This window comes from Kitasatospora sp. NPDC051914 (assembly GCF_040680995.1).
Taxonomy (GTDB): Bacteria; Actinomycetota; Actinomycetes; order Streptomycetales; family Streptomycetaceae; genus Kitasatospora.
In genome coordinates this window covers 46,953-64,977 of the sequence record NZ_JBFAXX010000022.1, presented here as the reverse complement: position 1 = coordinate 64,977, position 18,025 = coordinate 46,953, and the positions used below count along the sequence as shown (strand labels likewise).

17 protein-coding genes and 1 pseudogene are annotated in these 18,025 nt (G+C 74.1%); 10 read left to right on the top strand and 8 right to left on the bottom strand.

Features of this window, described 5'->3' with window-relative positions; all coding sequences use genetic code 11:
- Positions 1 to 46: 46 nt before the first annotated feature.
- Entirely contained in the window at positions 47 to 718 is a 672-nt protein-coding gene (locus tag AB0M03_RS16645; protein WP_363492292.1) for a LytR C-terminal domain-containing protein, read from the bottom strand.
- A 232-nt stretch (positions 719 to 950) separates the two neighbouring features.
- Positions 951 to 1,247: a type II toxin-antitoxin system VapB family antitoxin gene (locus tag AB0M03_RS16640; RefSeq protein ID WP_030273186.1), complete on the bottom strand. Its 297-nt coding sequence runs from the start codon at positions 1,245 to 1,247 to the stop codon at positions 951 to 953.
- Between the two features lie 123 nt (positions 1,248 to 1,370).
- Between AB0M03_RS16640 and AB0M03_RS16635 the strand changes: the two are divergent.
- Positions 1,371 to 2,176: pseudogene (locus AB0M03_RS16635) on the top strand (helicase HerA-like domain-containing protein).
- A 27-nt stretch (positions 2,177 to 2,203) separates the two neighbouring features.
- Here the strand turns inward: AB0M03_RS16635 and AB0M03_RS16630 are convergent.
- On the bottom strand, positions 2,204 to 3,370 hold the full coding sequence (locus tag AB0M03_RS16630; protein WP_363492237.1) for a hypothetical protein: 1,167 nt from the start codon (positions 3,368 to 3,370) through the stop codon (positions 2,204 to 2,206).
- 119 nt (positions 3,371 to 3,489) lie between these two features.
- On the opposite strand from AB0M03_RS16630, the gene AB0M03_RS16625 reads away from it, so the two are divergent.
- Together AB0M03_RS16625 and AB0M03_RS16620 are read left to right on the top strand one after the other, a co-directional pair.
- Complete coding sequence (locus AB0M03_RS16625) at positions 3,490 to 4,356, top strand: alpha/beta hydrolase (protein ID WP_363492236.1); 867 nt, start codon at positions 3,490 to 3,492, stop codon at positions 4,354 to 4,356.
- 54 nt (positions 4,357 to 4,410) lie between these two features.
- Entirely contained in the window at positions 4,411 to 4,929 is a 519-nt protein-coding gene (locus AB0M03_RS16620; protein ID WP_363492235.1) for a YbhB/YbcL family Raf kinase inhibitor-like protein, read from the top strand.
- Positions 4,930 to 4,956: 27 nt separating this feature from the next.
- On the opposite strand, the gene AB0M03_RS16615 is transcribed toward AB0M03_RS16620, so the two are convergent.
- Positions 4,957 to 5,457: an FBP domain-containing protein gene (locus AB0M03_RS16615; protein WP_363492234.1), complete on the bottom strand. Its 501-nt coding sequence runs from the start codon at positions 5,455 to 5,457 to the stop codon at positions 4,957 to 4,959.
- Between the two features lie 75 nt (positions 5,458 to 5,532).
- A complete protein-coding gene (locus AB0M03_RS16610) occupies positions 5,533 to 6,117 on the bottom strand; it encodes an HhH-GPD-type base excision DNA repair protein (RefSeq protein WP_363492233.1) in 585 nt (194 codons plus the stop codon).
- 327 nt (positions 6,118 to 6,444) lie between these two features.
- On the opposite strand from AB0M03_RS16610, the gene AB0M03_RS16605 reads away from it, so the two are divergent.
- From AB0M03_RS16605 to AB0M03_RS16590, 4 genes are all read left to right on the top strand, one after another.
- Complete coding sequence (locus AB0M03_RS16605; protein WP_363492232.1) at positions 6,445 to 7,884, top strand: amino acid permease; 1,440 nt, start codon at positions 6,445 to 6,447, stop codon at positions 7,882 to 7,884.
- Positions 7,885 to 8,123: 239 nt separating this feature from the next.
- A complete protein-coding gene (locus tag AB0M03_RS16600) occupies positions 8,124 to 10,892 on the top strand; it encodes a lectin (protein ID WP_363492231.1) in 2,769 nt (922 codons plus the stop codon).
- Between the two features lie 13 nt (positions 10,893 to 10,905).
- Complete coding sequence (locus AB0M03_RS16595; protein WP_363492230.1) at positions 10,906 to 11,430, top strand: DinB family protein; 525 nt, start codon at positions 10,906 to 10,908, stop codon at positions 11,428 to 11,430.
- Between the two features lie 65 nt (positions 11,431 to 11,495).
- Positions 11,496 to 12,293 (top strand): VOC family protein, encoded by a 798-nt coding sequence (locus AB0M03_RS16590; protein ID WP_363492229.1) that lies wholly within the window; start codon positions 11,496 to 11,498, stop codon positions 12,291 to 12,293.
- A gap of 69 nt (positions 12,294 to 12,362) precedes the next feature.
- Here AB0M03_RS16590 and AB0M03_RS16585 read toward each other — a convergent pair whose 3' ends face one another.
- A complete protein-coding gene (locus AB0M03_RS16585) occupies positions 12,363 to 12,719 on the bottom strand; it encodes a CAP domain-containing protein (protein ID WP_363492291.1) in 357 nt (118 codons plus the stop codon).
- Between the two features lie 4 nt (positions 12,720 to 12,723).
- On the opposite strand from AB0M03_RS16585, the gene AB0M03_RS16580 reads away from it, so the two are divergent.
- Together AB0M03_RS16580 and AB0M03_RS16575 are read left to right on the top strand one after the other, a co-directional pair.
- Entirely contained in the window at positions 12,724 to 13,152 is a 429-nt protein-coding gene (locus AB0M03_RS16580) for a hypothetical protein (protein ID WP_363492298.1), read from the top strand.
- Between the two features lie 307 nt (positions 13,153 to 13,459).
- Entirely contained in the window at positions 13,460 to 15,004 is a 1,545-nt protein-coding gene (locus AB0M03_RS16575) for a sigma-70 family RNA polymerase sigma factor (RefSeq protein WP_363492227.1), read from the top strand.
- A 42-nt stretch (positions 15,005 to 15,046) separates the two neighbouring features.
- Here the strand turns inward: AB0M03_RS16575 and AB0M03_RS16570 are convergent, their stop codons facing one another.
- On the bottom strand, positions 15,047 to 15,739 hold the full coding sequence (locus AB0M03_RS16570; protein ID WP_363492226.1) for a TetR/AcrR family transcriptional regulator: 693 nt from the start codon (positions 15,737 to 15,739) through the stop codon (positions 15,047 to 15,049).
- Positions 15,740 to 15,885: 146 nt separating this feature from the next.
- Between AB0M03_RS16570 and AB0M03_RS16565 the strand changes: the two genes are divergently transcribed.
- Positions 15,886 to 16,593 carry a DUF4386 domain-containing protein gene (locus AB0M03_RS16565; protein ID WP_363492225.1) on the top strand — a complete coding sequence of 236 codons (708 nt, stop codon included), beginning with the start codon at positions 15,886 to 15,888 and terminating at the stop codon, positions 16,591 to 16,593.
- A 110-nt stretch (positions 16,594 to 16,703) separates the two neighbouring features.
- Here AB0M03_RS16565 and AB0M03_RS16560 read toward each other — a convergent pair whose 3' ends face one another.
- On the bottom strand, positions 16,704 to 17,960 hold the full coding sequence (locus AB0M03_RS16560; protein WP_363492224.1) for a transglycosylase family protein: 1,257 nt from the start codon (positions 17,958 to 17,960) through the stop codon (positions 16,704 to 16,706).
- Positions 17,961 to 18,025: the final 65 nt, after the last annotated feature.

Here is an 18,025-nt window from a genome sequence, read left to right as displayed (position 1 = left end):
GGGGCCCTTCGGCTGTCGTGCGGGCTTGCGGCGCGGTCCGCGGTGCTCAGCAGGAGCCGGGCTGCGGGGAGGGGGTCGGGGACGGCTTGGTGGCCTCGGCCAGGGCGGCCGCCGCCTGGGCCGGGTCGAGCAGGGCGGCGAAGCTGTCGCCGATCACGAAGTCCACGGTCGCGTCGGTGCGGGTGTCGGCGGTCTTGGACGCGCTCGCCACCTGCGAGCCGAGCAGCGTCGCGGCGCCCAGGCCGGCCGGGCCGCTGATCACCTGGACGGTGCCGGGCACCTTCTTGTCCAGCGCGGCCGGCGCGTTGCCGACCTGGCCGACGGTGAAGCCGCGCTTCTTCAGCTCCTCCGCCGTGCGGGCGGCCATGCCCGACTTGTCGGTGGCGTTGTAGACGTTCACCGTCACGGCCTGCGGCTGGGGCACGGCCGTACTGGTGGCGCCGGGTGCCGGCGAGGCCCCGGCGGACGCCGCGTCGGAGGCCGGGGCGGCCAGCGGCTTGCCGGAGGTGCCGGAGGTCGGGCACGCCTGCGCGGAGGCGTGCCGCCCGCGGAAGACGTCCACCAGCTGGACACCGCCGAGGGCGATCAGAGAGAGCGCGAGCAGGGTGCCGAGGACGGCCAGCACCTTGCGGCTCCTGCGGGGCGGGCGGCCCAGGCGGGGGTAGGAGTTGCCGGTGACCCGGTACTGCTTCCCCTTCAGTCCCTGGGGGGTCAGCATGCTCACGTCGGTGTCCCCCTCGTGCCAGGACAGGCTCGGTCTCGGGTGCGGCCAAAAAAGGGGCGTACGCCGGGAAATCGGCCGTTGGTCAGCAGATTAGTGCTACAGCTGCTGTGAAGGTACTAAATGATCATCATCTGGAGTACCCGGGCACCCGAAAGGATGTACCGGCGCCGTCCGGAGCCGTGCGCGAGGGCCGGCGGGAGGGTGGTCGTGTCCGGTCCGATGCCGGTCAGTCCATCTCGAGCACACGCGCGTGCAGCACCTGGCGCTGCTGCAGCGCGGCCCGCACCGCGCGGTGCAGACCGTCCTCCAGGTAGAGGTCGCCGTGCCACTTCACCACATGGGCGAAGAGGTCCCCGTAGAAGGTGGAGTCCTCCGCGAGGAGCGTTTCGAGGTCGAGCTGACCCTTGGTGGTGACCAGCTGGTCCAGCCGCACCGGACGCGGCGCGACGTCCGCCCACTGGCGGGTGCTGGTCCGGCCGTGATCCGGGTACGGCCGCCCGTTGCCGATGCGCTTGAAGATCACACGGAAAGCCTACCGTCATGCGCGCGGGGGGCGCAGCAAGCGCGGCGCTACCGGTCCGGGTCCGAGTGCGGCGGTTTGATGGGTCGTACCCCTTTTGCCAGCTCTGTCCGGGAGCCCGCCGAGATGACCGACCCCCACAACCCCGGCGCCGCGGACCTGCCCTCCGCCGTCCGGGTGATCGCCGACGGGTACGCCTTCAGCGGCCCCGCGCTCGAGCTCGGCGCCGCGACGGAGGGCGCCACCGCCTTTCCCGCGGCCCGGGTGCGCATCCCGCTGGGCGTGCTCAACCGGCACGGGCTGGTCGCCGGCGCGACCGGCACCGGCAAGACCAAGACCCTCCAGCTGATCGCCGAACAGCTCTCCGCCCAGGGCGTGCCGGTGTTCCTGGCCGACATCAAGGGCGACGTCTCCGGCATCGCCGCCCCGGGCACGCCCGGCGACCGGGTCACCGCCCGCGCCGCCGAGGTCGGGCAGCAGTGGACGCCGCAGGGCTGCCCGACCGAGTTCTACGCACTGGGCGGGCAGGGCACCGGCGAGGCCGTGGTGACGGTCCTCTCCGAGCGCGGGGCGCCCACGCCGGTGGCGGCCACCCGGCTGCGGGCGCCGCAGTCCCTGATGGGACCGCTGGAGCCCGCGGCGCTGCGGGCCGCGGTGGACGGCTCGCCGCTGGCGCCGCGCTACCGGGACGCGATCGACCGGGAGTCGGCGTTCGAGAAGCTGGCCGCCCGGCCCCGGCGCGGGAGGAGCCGGTGGCGGAGCCCCGCGAGGCGCCGCGGTGTCGATCGCCGGCCGGGCAGGAGGAGGAGGGCGGGCTGCTGGGCTCGCTGCTGCGCGACCCGGCCCTGAAGTCCTTCGCGCGATCGGCGGGCACCCAGCTCGGCCGCGAGACCACCCGCAGCCTGTTCGGCACCTCCCGCCGCCGCAGGTAGGGGTCGTCGTCGAAGGCGGGTAGCCCCTCAGGGCATCAGGGCGGCGCCGATGCGGTCCAGTGAGGAGAGCCGCATCAGGCCGTAGTGGTAGAACTCCACCTCCGGGACGCCCAGCTCGCGCAGGACGGCGATCTTGGCGGCCAGGTTCGCCGGGCCGTCGCAGTCCTCGGCCATGGGGCGGAGGACGACCGCCATGGCCTCCGGCCGCACGCCGTGCAGGGCGAAGGCGGCGACCTTCTCGCGGACGGCCTCCGGGGTGCGCGCGTAGCCGAGGGTCTCGATCTGGTGGGCGGCTCCGGCGAGCGAGGGGAGGTCGATGCCGGAGAGCCAGCCGCGGCCGGGCCCGGCGCCGTCCATGAAGGTCAGCCGCATGCCGCCGGCGGTTGCCGTGGCGGCGAGCTCGGCGGCGAGCGTGGTGACGGTGCGGGTGGCGGAGTCCAGGTAGGCGGCGAGTGCGCCGTCGGCGAACTCGTCCAGGGCGGCCGGTTCGGCGGCCCGCTTCTCGTCGGCGAGCCGGGCCCGCAGCTCCTCCCGGACGGCCCGGCGGACCTCCTCGGCGGGGACGCCCGCGGCGGTGGCGGCGGCCAGGCAGTGCGGGCAGAAGCAGATGCCGAGCAGGGCCTCGGCGACGTGTCCGAGCTCCTCGAAGTAGCGCTCGTGGTGGTGGCCGTGCCGCAGGCCGTGGAAGTGCAGGGACTCGGCGCGGATCGCGTCGACGCCGTAGCGGCCGAGGTCCTCGACCAGGGTGCGGGCGTAGTGGCGGACCTCGGGGTTGGCGGGGCAGAGGTCGGTGAGGTGGCGGTCGCCGAAGGCGTTGGCGGGGGCGCAGTCCGGGTGGAGGAAGCCGAGCCGGTCGTTGTGGCAGAAGACCGTCCAGGCGTTCAGTCTGAGGCCGCGGCGCCCGGCCTCGGCGGCGGCCTCGGCGAAGGGGTCACGGTCGCCGATCGCGGTGGACGGCGTCGGGACGAGCCGGTGGCCGGCCCAGCGGGCCGGGTCCGGGCGGAAGTAGGCGGCGCCAGGCTCCAGGTGGCGCACCACGCGGCGCGGGTTGTGCGGGAAGACGTCGCGGGCCTCGTGGTAGACCGAGGCGAGGGTCAGGCCGCCGACGCCGGCCCGGTCGGTAAGGTGGCCGAAAAAGCTGTCTGCGCCCTCGTCCAGCAGGTCGGTGGCGAAGGCGAGGACGGACGACTCCACGGGGCGGCTCCGGGGCAGGCGGTGCGGGTGCGGCGGCATGCGCTTCCCACGCTAGCCCGGCACCCGGCATTGGTCTATACCTGACGGATCGTAACGGGACCTGACGAGCGAGGGCGGGCATGGCGCCGGTGTACCGGGACTTCGACCACGACGAGCTGGCACGCGAGTACTCGCCGAGCAGCTGCGTCGAGGACATCGCGGTGGAGCTGGCCGCGTACACCGGGCGGAGCGCGGCCGCCTACCGGGCCCTGGAGGTCCGCCGTGACCTGCGCTACGGGCCGGCCGGGCCGGAGCTGATCGACTTCTTCCCCGCGCAGGGCCGGGCCCCGGAGGCCGGCGCGCCGCTGCACGTCTTCGTGCACGGCGGGTACTGGCAGGAGCTGGACAAGACCGACTCCGCCTTCGCCGCGCCCGACTTCACCGCCCGCGGCACCGCCTACGCCGCGGTCGGCTACGGGCTGGCCCCCGACTGGCCGCTGGACGCGATCGTCGACCAGGTCCGGAGGGCCGTGCACTGGCTGCTCGACCACGCCGAGGAGCTCGGCGTCGACCCGGGCCGCGTCCAGCTGAGCGGCAGCTCGGCCGGCGCCCACCTCGCCGCGATGGCCCTGCTCGGCCCGGCCGCGCCGAGCGGCCGCCGGGTCAACGACGCGGTGCTGCTCAGCGGCATCTACGACCTGGAGCCGATCTCCCTCACCTACGTCAACGACGCGCTCGGCCTGGACGCCGCGGCGGCCCGCCGCAACAGCCCGCTGCACCTGCTCGCGGACGGCCCGGCGCTGCCGCCGCTGCTGCTCGTCCGCGGCGAGCACGAGACGGGCGAGTTCGGCCGCCAGCAGGAGGAGTTCGCGGCCGCCGCCCGCCGGGCCGGGGCCCGGGTGGAGACGGCGGTCGCCGCCGGCCGCAACCACTTCGACCTGCCGCTCGACCTCGGCCGCACCGACACCCCGCTGGGAGCGGCCGCGGCGGCGCAGTCGGCTCCCTAGACTGCCGGTGTACCGACGCCCCTGCAGCGCGACGAAGGAGAAGGTGCCCGGCTCATGACGCTCCGTCCGCCCCTGCCGTACGACTTCCTGCCGAAGGTGCCCGCCTTCGAGCTGACCAGCCGTGACCTCGCCGAGGGCGCGGTGATGCCCGACGCCCACGTGTACGCCCACGGCAACGAGTCGCCGCACCTCGCCTGGTCCGGCTTCCCGCCCGAGACCCGCGGCTTCGCGGTGACCTGCTACGACCCGGACGCGCCGACCGGCTCCGGCTGGTGGCACTGGCTGGCCCTCGACCTGCCGGCCGGCACCACCGAGCTGCCCCGCGGCGCGGGCGCCTCCGACGCGACCCTGCCCGGCGACGCCTTCCACGCCCGCAACGACTTCCCGGGCCACAAGTACGACGGCGCGGCCCCGCCGCCCGGCCCGGCGCACCGCTACGTCTTCGCGGTGCACGCGCTGGACGTGCCCACGCTCGGGCTCACCCCCGACACCCCGGCCGCGGTGGTCGGCTTCAACATCACCTTCCACACCGTGGCGCGGGCGCTGCTGACCGTGGAGTACGCGAGCAGCTGACCCGCGCGGCAGCGGGGGCCGGGCGGGTCAGGCCGCGAGCACCTTCGCCAGGAAGTCGTCCAGCCGGCCGACCGTCCGGGCGATCTGCTCCTCCAGCGGCAGCGACTCGTCCGGCCGGCTCACCAGCGCGGACTTCCTGAGCCCGCGCACGTACAGCGAGCAGGCCAGGTCGGCGCAGATGTAGGTGCCGACCGTGTTGCCCTCCCGGCCGGCCGCGCCGGCCCGGCGGGCGGCCAGCAGTGCGACGCCCGAGCCCGCGTGCGTGGTGATGCACAGCGAGCAGGAGTTGGACCTGGTCAGGCTGCGGCGCGGGCCCTGCGGCACCCGCAGGGTGATGCCGACCGGGCCGTCGGGCCGGTCGGCGACCAGGTAGCAGCGGTCCGGCGCGCCGCCGTCCCGCCAGCCGAGGAAGTCCAGGTCCGACCAGGGCCGTTCGGCCAGGTCACGCGGGACGGGCAGTCGGCGGGACTCGCCCTTCGAACAGTTGACGAAGGACTCGCGGATCTCGGACTCGGTCAGAGCGCGCATGGGCCGCACGCCAACAACCCGTTCGCCCCGTGTCGCCCGAATTCGCGGCCGGCGCCGGACGGGCGCATGGGCCGGTCAGCCCTTCGCGGCCTTCGCGGCGGCCTTCGCCTCCTGCTTGAAGGCGCGGACCCGCGCCAGCGACTCCGGCCCGGTGATGTCGGCGACCGAGCGGAAGGACCCCTCCTCGCCGTACGGGCCGGCCGCCTCGCGCCAGCCCTCCGGGGCGACCCCGTACCGCTTGCCCAACAGGGCGAGGAAGATCTGCGCCTTCTGCTTGCCGAAACCGGGCAGCGCGTTCAGCCGCTTCAGCAGCTCCCGGCCGTCGGGGGCGTCCCGCCAGACGGCCGCGGCGTCGCCCTCGTAGTGCTCCACCAGGTACTGGCAGAGCTGCTGCACCCGGTTGGCCATCGAGCCCGGGTAGCGGTGCACGGCCGGCTTCTGCGACAGCAGCGCGGCGAACTCCTCCGGGTCGGCGGCGGCGATGCGGTGCGCGTCCAGGTCGTCGGCGCCGAGCCGGGTGGCGATGGTGTACGGGCCGGTGAACGCCCACTCCATCGGGATCTGCTGGTCCAGCAGCATGCCGGTGAGCGCGGCCAGCGGGCTGCGGCCGAGCAGCGCGTCGGCCTCCGGCTGCTGCGCGAGGTGGACGGTGACACTCATCGGGGCGGCCCCAGGGTGCGGCGGTCGGTCAGGTCCCCTTCATCGTCGCAGCCCGCCGGCGGCGCCGTTCCGCAACCCGCCCCCCGGTGGTGCGCCGGCGACCGGCCGCGGAGCGGCAGGATGCGCTGCGCCGACCCGGGTGCGGCAATTCCCGGTGACCTGCGGGTAGAGCTGTCAGCAGCTGCCGGAATTCATTCCCCGAAGCTCAAATAAAGCTCTGAGAATCGCGCAGAATCAGTTTCCGGGGTTACCAGAATCCGAAGTCCGGGCTACGTTCCTGCGGGTGTGCGGCCGACCCCCGCCGCACCGGAGAGGCAGTAGAACACCATGAGCCCGGACACCACGACGCGCTCGCGCACGCCTTCCCAGGCCGCCCCGCCCACCCCGCCGGGAGCGGCCGGGGACGGCCACCTGAAGGCCGGACTGAAGAACCGCCACCTGTCGATGATCGCCATCGGCGGCGTCATCGGCGCCGGCCTCTTCGTCGGCTCCGGCGCCGGCATCGCCGCCACCGGCCCGGGCATCCTGCTCTCGTACGCACTGGCCGGCGCGCTGGTCGTCATGGTGATGCGGATGCTCGGCGAGATGGCCGCCGCGGACCCGCAGAGCGGCTCCTTCTCGGCCTACGCGGACCGCGCGCTGGGCCGCTGGGCCGGCTTCACCATCGGCTGGCTGTACTGGTTCTTCTGGGTCGTCGTGCTCGCCGTGGAGGCCACCGCGGGCGCGAAGATCCTGCACGGCTGGGTGCCGGACGTGCCGCAGTGGGGCTTCGCCCTGCTGGTCATGGTCGTCCTGACCGCCACCAACCTGTTCTCGGTCGCCTCCTACGGCGAGTTCGAGTTCTGGTTCGCCGGCATCAAGGTGGTCGCGATCGCGGCCTTCCTGGTGGTCGGCGGCCTCGCGGTGTTCGGCGTGCTGCCGCACACCGAGGCGGTCGGCACCGCCAACCTGCTCGACCACGGCGGCTTCCTGCCGAACGGCGTCGGCGCCGTCTTCAGCGGCATGCTGACCGTCGTCTTCGCCTTCATGGGCAGCGAGATCGTCACCCTGGCCGCCGGCGAGTCGCCCGACCCGGCGCGGGCCGTCACCAAGGCCACCAACAGCGTGATCTGGCGCATCGGCGTCTTCTACCTGGGCTCGATCGCCATCATCGTCACCCTGCTGCCCTGGGACTCCGCGGACGTCCTCGACAGCCCGTACGTCGCGGTGCTCAAGTACGTCGGCATCCCCGGCGCGGCCCCGCTGATGGACCTGATCGTGCTCACCGCGGTGCTCTCCTGCCTGAACTCCGGCATGTACACCGCCTCCCGGATGGCCTTCTCGCTCGGGCAGCGCGGCGACGCGCCGAAGGCCTTCGCCAAGGTGACCGGCCGCGGCGTCCCGCTCACCGCCATTCTCGCCTCGGTGGTCTTCGGATTCGTCGCGGTGTTCTTCAACTACGAGTTCCCGGACACCGTCTTCAAGTTCCTGCTGAATTCCTCCGGCGCCGTCGCGCTCTTCGTCTGGCTGGTCATCTGCATATCGCAGCTGCGTATGCGAAAGATCATCGAGCGGGAATCCCCGGAGAAGCTCACCGTCCGGATGTGGCTGTACCCGTACCTCACCTGGGCCACCATCGGAATGATCGGTTTCGTGGTGGCGTACATGTTCACCACCCACGACGGCCGGATGCAGATGGTGCTCTCGCTGGTCGCCGCCGCGGTGGCCCTCGTCGCCGCCCAGGTGGTGCACCGGCGGCGCAAGGCGGTCGTCGAGACGTCCTCCTGACGGTCCATCGAACGCCTCCGCGATTGCGCCGGGCGGGCGACAGCCGGCCTGTCGCCGCCGGAGCCGCCGCCGTGCGGACCGCACGATGAACCGACGAGCAGATGTTCGGCCCCGGCCGGTACTCCCCGTACCGGCCGGGGCCGACCTGTTCGTCCGTGCGGTCCCGCCGCGCCGCCGGCCGCGGTCCCGGGCCGCGCTCACCACGCATCCCAGGCTGACGGCGGGTCGCAGGAGGCTCCGTGCACCGATCCAGATTCACCACGTCCGCGCTCGCCCTCGGCGCCGGTGCCGCGCTGCTGGCGGGCGCCGCGGCGCCGCCGGCCGGCGCGGCGCCGCCGGGCCGGGTGACCGTCGCCGACCCGGCCCAGTACGTCAACGCGTACGTCGGCACCAAGCAGGGCGCACCGGACTTCGGCAACGGCGGAGGCGCCGGCAACACCTTCCCCGGCGCCTCGGTGCCGTTCGGCATGGTGCAGTGGAGCCCCGACACCGCCACCTACCAGCACGGCGGCTACTTCTACGACGACCACCGGATCGCCGGCTTCAGCCTCACCCACATCTCCGGCGCCGGCTGCGGCGACTACGGCACCACCCCCTTCATGCCGGTGCTCGACGGCCGCCCGGTCGCCCACTCCGACTTCTCGCACGCCGACGAGACCACCGCCCCCGGCTCCTACGCCGTCACCTTCAAGAACGGGCTGCGCACCGAGCTCGCCGCCACCCAGCGCTCCGGCATCGCGCGCTTCAGCTACCCCGCGGGCCACACCGCCTCGCTCACCGTCGACGCCGGCAAGGCCTTCAACGACGCCAACGGCTCGATCAGCATCGGCACCGACACGCTCTCCGGCTGGACGGAGAGCGGCGGCTTCTGCGGTACCGGCAACCGCTACCGGGTCTACTTCCACGCCCAGTTCGACCGGCCGTTCAGCAGCGCCGGGATCGTCCGCGCGGCGGCCGACGGCAGCGGCACCGTCGACACCGGCCGGCGCAGTGCCACCGGCACGAGCGGGGGCATCGCCCCGCAGCCCGCCCGCACCGCCGAGGCCCGGGAGCGCCGCACCGGCAGCGGCGGCGACCAGCACCCCGACCGGCAGCGCGCCGCCTCCGGCGCCCAGGCCCTGGTCTCCTTCGACACCGGCGCGGACCGCACCGTCACCGCCCGGGTCGGCATCTCCTTCGTCAGCGCCGAAGGCGCCCGCGCCAACATGATCGCCGAACAGCGCGGCGCCGCCTTCGACGAACTCCGCGCGGCGGCCCGCGCCGCCTGGAACGACCTGCTCGGCCGGATCGCCGTCGACGGCGGCACCACCGCCCAGCGGCGCATCTTCTACACCGCGCTCTACCACGCGCTGCTCCACCCCAGCGCGATCAGCGACACCGACGGCCGCTACCCCGGCTTCGACGGGAAGATCCGCACCGCCCGGCCCGGCCACACCCAGTACGCCGACTTCTCCGGCTGGGACGTCTACCGCTCCCAGGTGCAGCTGCTCGCCCTGCTCGACCCGGCCCGCGCCGCCGACATCGCCCAGTCCGTCGCCGACCAGGGCGCGAGCGCCGGCTACTTCGACCGCTGGACGCTGGCCAACGGCGGTACCGGCGTCATGGTCGGCGACCCGCTGCCGATCATCGCCGCGAGCATCCAGGCCTTCGGAGGCACCGACTTCGACGCGGCCGGCCTGCTGCGGACGGCCACGGCCGGCAGCCGCGACACCCGGCAGCGCCCCGGCCACGGCCCGTACGACACCATCGGCTTCATCCCGGCCGACGCCGGCGGGATCTGGGGCTCGGCGGCGACCACCCTGGAGTACACCAGCGCCGACTTCGCCCTCGCCCAGCTCGCCGACCGGATCGGCGACACCGCCGCCCGGGACACCCTGCTGCACCGCTCCGCGAACTGGCGCAACCTGATCAACAGCGGCAGCGGCCGGATCCAGCCACGGGACACCGACCACTCCTGGCCGGACTTCCGGCCGGCCCAGCAGGACCACTTCGTGGAGGGCAGCGCCGCCCAGTACACCTGGATGGTGCCGTACAACCACCGCGGGCTGTTCGACGCGATGGGCGGCGACGCGGCCGTGGCCGGCCGGCTGGACGACTTCTTCGCCGAACTCAACGGCGGCCCCGACTCCGAGCACGCCTACCTCGGCAACGAGCCCTCGTCCAACGTCCCGTGGGCGTACGCCTACGCCGGCCGCCCGTACCGCACCCAGGACGTGGTGCGGCGGGCGCTGACCGGGCTGTTCGCCGACACCCCGGACGGCGAGCCCGGCAACGACGACCTGGGGCAGATGTCCGCCTGGGTGGTGTGGGCCGCGCTCGGGATGTACCCGCAGGCTCCCGGCCGCGCCGAACTCGTGCTGGCCAGCCCGCTGTTCCCGTCCGTCACCGTCCGCCGCGGCAACGGTGCGGTGATCGACCTGGACGCGCCGGGCGCCTCCGGGTCCGCCCGCTACGTGCACGCCCTCACCGTGGACGGCACCGCAAGTACCCGGCCCTGGCTGAGCGAGGACTTCGTCCGCCGCGGAGGCACGCTCGCCTACACGCTCTCCGAGACCCCCGACCCGGCCTGGGGGAGCGCCCGCGAGGACGCCCCGCCGTCCTTCGACGTCGGCCCGGCCCGCCCGGCCACCGGTGCGATCGCCGGCCTCGGCGGCAAGTGTGCGGACGTGGAGGGGAGTTCGACGGCCAGCGGGACGGCCGTCCAGCTCCGGGAGTGCAACGGCAGCACCGCCCAGCAGTGGACCACCGCTTCCGACGGCACCCTGCGCGCCCTCGGCAAGTGCCTCGATGTCGACGGCAGTTCGGTCTTCAACGGCGCCGCCGTCCAGCTCTGGGACTGCAACGGCACCGGCGCGCAGCAGTGGTGGGCGCGCGCAGACGGCTCACTTCTCAACCCGCCCTCCGGTCGCTGCCTGGACGTTCCCGGAAGCAGCACCGCGAGCGGCACCCGACTGCAACTGTGGGACTGCAACGGCACCGGCGCCCAGCGCTGGACCGTGCCCGCCTGACACGGAGGACCGCATGACCGACCAGCCCGCAGCCGCCGCAGGCGGCGCCGACCACTCCCGGGAGCGCGCCGACCTGCTGGAGGCCCTCGGCACCCACCGCGGCTTCCTCCGGTACACCGTCCGCGATCTCGACGACGAGCAGGCCAAGCAGCGCACCACCGTCAGCGAGCTCTGCCTCGGCGGTCTGATCAAGCACGTCGCCGGGGTCGAGGAGCGCTGGATGCGCTTCGCGGTCGGCGGCGCGGCCGCCATGCGCAGCGAACCCGTCGACTGGGAGGGCCAGTTCAAGATGGCCGAGGGCGAGACGCTGGCCGGCCTGCTCGGCGCCTACGAGCAGGTCGCCGCCCGCACCGACGAGCTGGTGGCCACCCTCGACCTGGACGCCGCCCACGCACTGCCCGAGGCGCCCTGGTTCAAGCCCGGCGCGACCTGGTCCGTCCGGCGGGTGCTGCTGCACGTCCTCGCCGAGACCTCCCAGCACGCGGGGCACGCCGACATCATCCGCGAGTCCCTGGACGGGGCCAGGACCATGGGCTGACCCGGCCCGGCCCGGCCCGGCCCGGCCCGGCACCCCGTCACCCACCGACCGAGAGGAAGAGAACCATGGCCGTGCAACCCGAGGGCACCCCCTGTTGGGTGGATGCGATGTTCCACGACGTGGAGGGCGCCAAGGAGTTCTACGGCGCGGTCCTCGGCTGGACCTTCGGCGAGGCCGCCGCCGAGTTCGGCAACTACACGCAGGCCTACAAGGACGGCAAGGCGGTCGCCGCGGTCGTCCCGCCGATGCCCGGCGAGGAGATGCCCTCCACGTGGTGCCTCTACTTCGCCTCGCCCGACACCGCCGCCACCGTGGAGAAGGTCCGCGCCGCAGGCGGCGAGATCATGATGGAGCCCATGCAGGTCGGCGACTTCGGCACCATGGCGCTCGCCCGCGAACCCAGCGGAGCGGTCTTCGGCATCTGGCAGGCGGACAAGCACGAGGGCTTCGAGAAGGTCGGCGAGCCCGGCTCGTACGCCTGGGCGGAGCTGTGCACCCGCGACCCCGCCCGCGCGGACGCCTTCCTGTCGGCGGTGTTCCCGTACCGCGCCCAGCAGATGGAGGCCGGCGGCGAGATCGACTACCGGGTCTACAACGTGGGCGAGAACCCGGTGCTCGGGCGGATGGAGATGGGTTCGGACTTCCCGGCCGAGGTGCCGCCCTTCGTCAGCGTCTACTTCGGCGTCAGCGACTGCGACGCCGCCGTGGCGAAGGCCACCGAGCTCGGGGCCCGCCTGGTGTTCGGTCCGATGGACAGCCCGTTCGGCCGCTTCGCCGCCTTCACCGACCCGCAGAACGCCCCCTTCGCGGTGATCGACATGGGTCGCACCGAGGGTGAGATGCCGAAGATGACCGACGCCTGATCCGGCTGCGCGCACCGGCCCCGCCCGGGAATCCGGGCGGGGCCGGTGCGCGTGCGCCCGTCGTGCGGGTCACGCCGGGGAGGCGAAGACCTGCGTCCACCAGGGGCCGCCCGCACCGAAGTCCACGCCGAGGCCGATCACCTTGAAGTCGCAGTTCAGGATGTTCGCGCGGTGGCCGGAGCTGTGCATCCAGGCGTCCATCACCGCCGCCGGGTCGGGCTGGCCGTACGCGATGTTCTCGCCCCACGCCCCCGGCCGGTAGCCCGCCGCCTTCAGCCGGCTGTCCGCGTGCCGCCCCTCCGGGTCGGCGTGCTCGAAGTAGTGCCGGGCCACCATGTCCGCGGAGTGCGCCGTGCTGGCCGCCGTCACCTTGGCGTCGAGCACCACCGGCCCGCAACCCGCCTTCGCCCGCTCCGAGTTGGTCAGGTCCGTGACCTCCCGGGCGAACTGCGCGGCCTTCCCGGTGGGCGCGGCCGCCCCGCCCGGCGCGGACCCGCCGCCCCTCCCGGCCGCCGCCCCGCCCGGCTTGGCGGCCGGCGCGGAGGCCGCCGAGGACTTCGGAGCGGCACTGGCCGAGGCCGAGGGCGACGCGCTCGCCGACGGCGAGACCGACGGGGACGGCGAGGCCGAGGCGGTGCCCCCGGACGGCACGGCAGCCGAAGCCGACAGCACGACCGGCTCCGGGACGCGCTCCGCCGCGGCGGTCGACCCGCCCTCCGTCCCGCCCGAGGCCGCCAGTCCGTACACCGCCGAGCAGCCCAGCACCAGCGCCGCGGCCCCCGCGACCGCCAGGGTGCGCCGCCGCCCGCCCGCCGCAGCCCGTCGCCGGGAGCGCCGGCGGTGCGCCCCGCCGCCGTGACCTGCGCCGGGGGCGGCCGGGCCGCCGTACCGGCCCTCCTCCGCGGGGAGGTGGGGGAGGGGGAACCGGGTCGTGGAGTCGTCGTTCATACTGTCTGCTTCCTGAGCGGGTCTGCGCCGGCACTCTTCGTGCCGCTGCGGTCGGTGCCGGCGCTGTGCGTGCCGACGCTCTGGGAGATCGGCGCCCCGGGGTGCCATAACGGAAAAGGTCAGGCCGGGAACATCACTCGGAAATCCTGTTATCCGCCCCGGCCGTGCAGGTCTCCGTCCAGTGGGGGCCGTGGAAACAGGACGAGCGAGGACAGTGCATGGGCAGCGAAGGCGGAATGGACACCGCGGTGGTCGAAGCAGCCCGGGCCGGCGACGACACGGCCCGCGACCGGCTGGTCGCCGACTGCCTGCCGCTCGTCTACAACATCGTCGGCCGAGCCATGAACGGACACTCCGACACCGACGACGTCGTCCAGGAGACCATGATCCGCATGGTCGGCGGCCTCGGCGGTCTGCGCGACACCTCCTCCTTCCGCTCCTGGCTGGTGGCGGTCGCGATGAACGAGGTCCGCCGCTGCCGCACGGCCCGGCAGAGCGGCCCCGTCCCCGACCTCGACGGCATGGTGCACGTCGCCGACCCGGCCGGCGACTTCGTCGACCTCACCGTGCTGCGCCTCGGGCTTTCCGGCCAGCGCCGCGAGGTCACCGAGGCGACCCGCTGGCTGGACGACCGCGACCGCGACCTGCTCTCGCTCTGGTGGCAGGAGGCGGCAGGACGGATCACCCGCACCGAACTCGCGAACGCCCTGGAACTGTCGCCCCAGCACACGGCCGTCCGGGTGCAGCGGATGAAGGAGCAGCTGGAGGTCGGCCGGACGGTCGTCCGTGCGCTGGCCGCCGAACCCCGCTGTCCCGGCATCGAGGAGCTCACGGCAGCCTGGGACGGCCGTCCGAGCGCGCTGTGGCGCAAGCGAATAGCCCGCCACCTCCGTTCCTGCCGCATCTGCGAGCGCGTCGGCCGCGACCTCGTCCCCGCCGAGGGCCTGCTCGCCGGCCTCGTCCTGGTGGTGCCGATGCACGGTTTCTCGCTCGGCCCGGAACTGTTCGCCGGCCGGCTCGCCGCCCTCGCCGACCCGGGCACCCTCGGCTCCGCCGCCGTTCCGCCGACCCCGCCGTCCACCGGCCTGGGACAGCACGCACTCGACCTCGCCGGCTCGCACGGCGCCCGCGGCCTCGGCCGGGTCGCCCGGCACGCCGTCACGGCGGCCGGGGTGCTCGCCGCCACCGCAGCGGTGCTGGGCGTCGTCCGGGCGCTCCCCGACGACGCACCGCCGCCGCCCGCGCCGCCGATCGCCGCACCCACCCCCGACGCCGTCGTCCTCAGCGCCCCGGTGTCGAGCCCGTCCGCCTCCCCGGCTTCCCCCAGCCCCTCCGCGCCGTCGCCGTCGGCGAGCCCCAGCCCGAGCCCGACGGCGCGCAGCCTCGAACGGCAGCTCGTCGACCTGATCAACGCCGAACGGGCCAAGGGCGGCTGCAAGCCGCTGCGCATCGACCCCAAGCTGCACACCGCGGCCCAGCGACACTCCGAGGACATGGCCGCCCGCCGCTACTTCGACCACATCGACCGCTCGGGCAACGGCCCCGAGGAGCGGATCAACGCGACGGGCTACCGGTGGCGCGCCTGGGGCGAGAACATCGACCAGCGCCGCAAGTCCCCGGCCGACGTCTTCGAGGACTGGATGGACGACTCCTACCACCAGGACAACATGCTCGACTGCCGCTACCTCGACGCCGGCGTCGGCGCCGCCCCCGTTTCGGCGGGCGGCTTCCTCTGGACCCTCGACGTCGCCACCCCCGCCTGACGGCGGCTCCGGGACGGTCCGCCGACCGCGCCCGGGCGGCTGTCAGCGGTGCCCGGCGGACGTCCAGCCCTGCCGGTGCAGCCGCTCGAAGCCGTCCAGGAGCAGGTCGAGGGCGAACTCGAACTCGAACTGGTCGTCGCAGCCCCGGCCCACCACCGACCCGTCGTCATGGGCCCCCGCCGTGGCGATCTCGACGATGCGGGGGTACCGGTCGGCTGCCTCGCGGAGGGCGGCCGCCTGCGCCTGCGGGTCGCCGCCCGGGCCGTGGAACAGCTCCTGGGTGAAGCCCCACACCCGGCTGCCCAGGGCGTGCATCGCATGGTGGGTGAGGTCGGCGGAGAGGCCGCCGGCCCGGAACATGCCGATCACCGACTCCAGGTAGTCCAGCGTGCCCGGGGTGGGGGCGGTGCGTGACTCGACGACCTGGGAGGCCCAGGGGTGGCGCAGCAGCGCCCGCCGGGCGGACAGCACGCGTCCGCGGACCGCGCTCCGCCAGTCGGCGCCGTCCGCGGGCGGGTCGATCTCGCCGACGATGACGTCGACCATGCCGTCGAGCAGCTGCTCCTTGTTGGCGACGTGCTTGTAGAGCGCCATCGGCACGACGTCCAGCTCCTGGGCGAGGCTGCGCATGCTCAGTGACCCGATGCCGGCGCGATCGGCGAGGGCGACGGCGGTGTGCAGCACGCGGTCCCTGGTGAGCGGGGTCCGCCGTGTGCCGTCTGCCTGCTGGGCCATCTCCTGACCGCCTCCTGTCGGGCCGGACCCCCTTGACCGGTGTACAGCGTACACCTTACCGTCCCAGCAGAGGTGTACGCCGTACACCTCTGCGGCCTGCGTGTGGTCGGGAGGCCGCCCGTCCGTCATTCGGCAAAGGAGCCACGGTGGCCTCAACGAGAAGACTCGCGACAGCGGCAGGCATCTGCTTCTTCGTCACCCACGTCACGTCGATCGGCGGCCTCGCCCTCTACGGCCCGGTGCTGCACGACCCCGGCTTCGTCCTCGGCCCGGGCCCCGACACCCGGGTGCTGCTGGGCGCGCTGTCGGAGGTGCTGCTCGTCCTCGGCATCGTCGGCACCGCCGTCGCGCTGTACCCCGTCGCGCGCCGCCACAGCGAGGCCGGCGCCGTCGGCTACCTCGGCCTGCGCGTCCTGGAGGCCGCCGTCATCGCGGTCGGCATCGTCGCCCTCCTCGCGGTGGTGACACTCCGCCGGGACGCGGCCGGCGGGCAGGACGCGGCCGCCCTCACCACCACCGCCGGGGCGCTGGTCGCCGTCCACGACTGGACGTTCCTGCTGGGGCCGAACTTCGTCTGCGGGGCCAACACGACGGTGATCGCGTACGTGGTGTACCGCTCGGGCCTGGTGCCCCGGCCCGTCGCCGTCCTCGGGCTGATCGGCGGGCCGCTGATCTTCGCCTCGGCGGTGGCCGTGCTCCTCGGCCGCTACGAGCAGCTGTCCGGCTGGGGCGCCCTCACCGCCCTCCCGGTGTTCGCCTGGGAGTTGGCCCTGGCCGGTCGGCTCGTCGCCCGCGGCTTCACGAGCGCCCGGCACCCCGCCCGGGCGGCCGAGCAGGCCGCCGTACCCGCCTGAGAGCCGGTTCACCGGCACGGCCCGAGGCAGCACGACCGGTGGACGCGGCGCGGGCCGGCCCCCGCTCCGGACGGGGAGCGAAGGCCGGCCCGAAAGGAGCGGCGGTGGGGTCAGACGGTCGGGAACTTGGCGGTGAAGGCGGTCGGGACGCTGACCACGTGGTTGAAGTCGAGCTTGCCGGGGCCGAAGGCGTCGGCGGTGAGGGCCTTCTTCTTGCCGGCGGTGATCTGCCAGACGGTGTTGCTGTCGGGGGAGAGCAGCATGGTGCCGTCGGCGGGGGCGGCCTTGGCGGCGGCCGACTTCAGCCACTCGCCGGGCGCGGCCTCCAGCGGGCGCTTGTCGTAGCCGAGGCCGGTGAAGTCGGCGTAGGTCAGCGGCACGGCCACGCCGCCGGCCATGGCGTACACGGTGGCGTCGGTGCCCGAGGCGTCCTTGACCACGGTGCCGTTGGCGACCTGCTTGGCCACGGTGGAGCCCAGCCACTCGCCGGGGACACCCATCAGGGAACGGGTGTTGTAGCCGTTGGCCGTCCACTCGGCGGCCGAGATGTGCACGGCCGCGCCGTTCAGCATCACGTACCGAGCCGGGTCGTTGCCCGACTGCGCCATCACCACGCGGCCGTTGGCCAAGGTGCGCTCGGCGGCCTGCTGCAGCCAGGCGGTCGGGACGCCCATGTCGGCGCGGGTGTTGTAGCCGTCGGCCGTCCAGTCGGTGCCGCCGATCAGCAGCGCGGCACCGTCGACGACCACGTAGCGGTCGGCGCCGCCGGCCTGGTCGTGGACCACGGTGCCGGCCGGGGGCGCGCTCGGCAGGGCGTTGAACGCCGCGCCGTCCACGAGCACGATCTTGCCCAGGTCGTAGTGGTCGGGGGTGACGTCGGAGGCGGCCACCGGCACGCCGGAGCCGGCGATCATCACCTTCACGTCCGGGCCGTTCGGCGACTTCACCAGCGTCCCGGACGGCAGCGAGGCCGGGTCGGGATAGGAGGGGCCGGCCGGGTACGGGTTGGCGTGGTCGGAGCCCAGGCCCGCGGCGGGGCCGCAGGACGGCCAGGCACCCTCGCCCTGACCGGCCAGGATCTTCTCGCCCGTCAGGATCTGCTGTTGCTTGGTCGCCAGATCGGGGCGCGAGGCGTACGCGGTGCCGCCGAAGGCGCGCCACGTCGACATCGAGATCTGGAGGCCGCCGTAGTAGCCGTTCCCGGTGTTGATGCTCCAGTTGCCGCTGGCCTCGCACTGGGCGACCTTGTCCCAGGTCGAGACGGAGGCGGCCGAGGCGGTGGTACCGGTGAGCAGCGGGGCGGCGAGCGCGATCAGGGCGGTGGCGGTGACGGCGAGCGCGGACTTCTGGCGGGCGGCGGAGCGCATGGAGGGTCCTGTTCGGGGCGAGGCGAGGCGTGGGCGGCGGGTGGTGCCGGAAGAGCGGGCCGGCC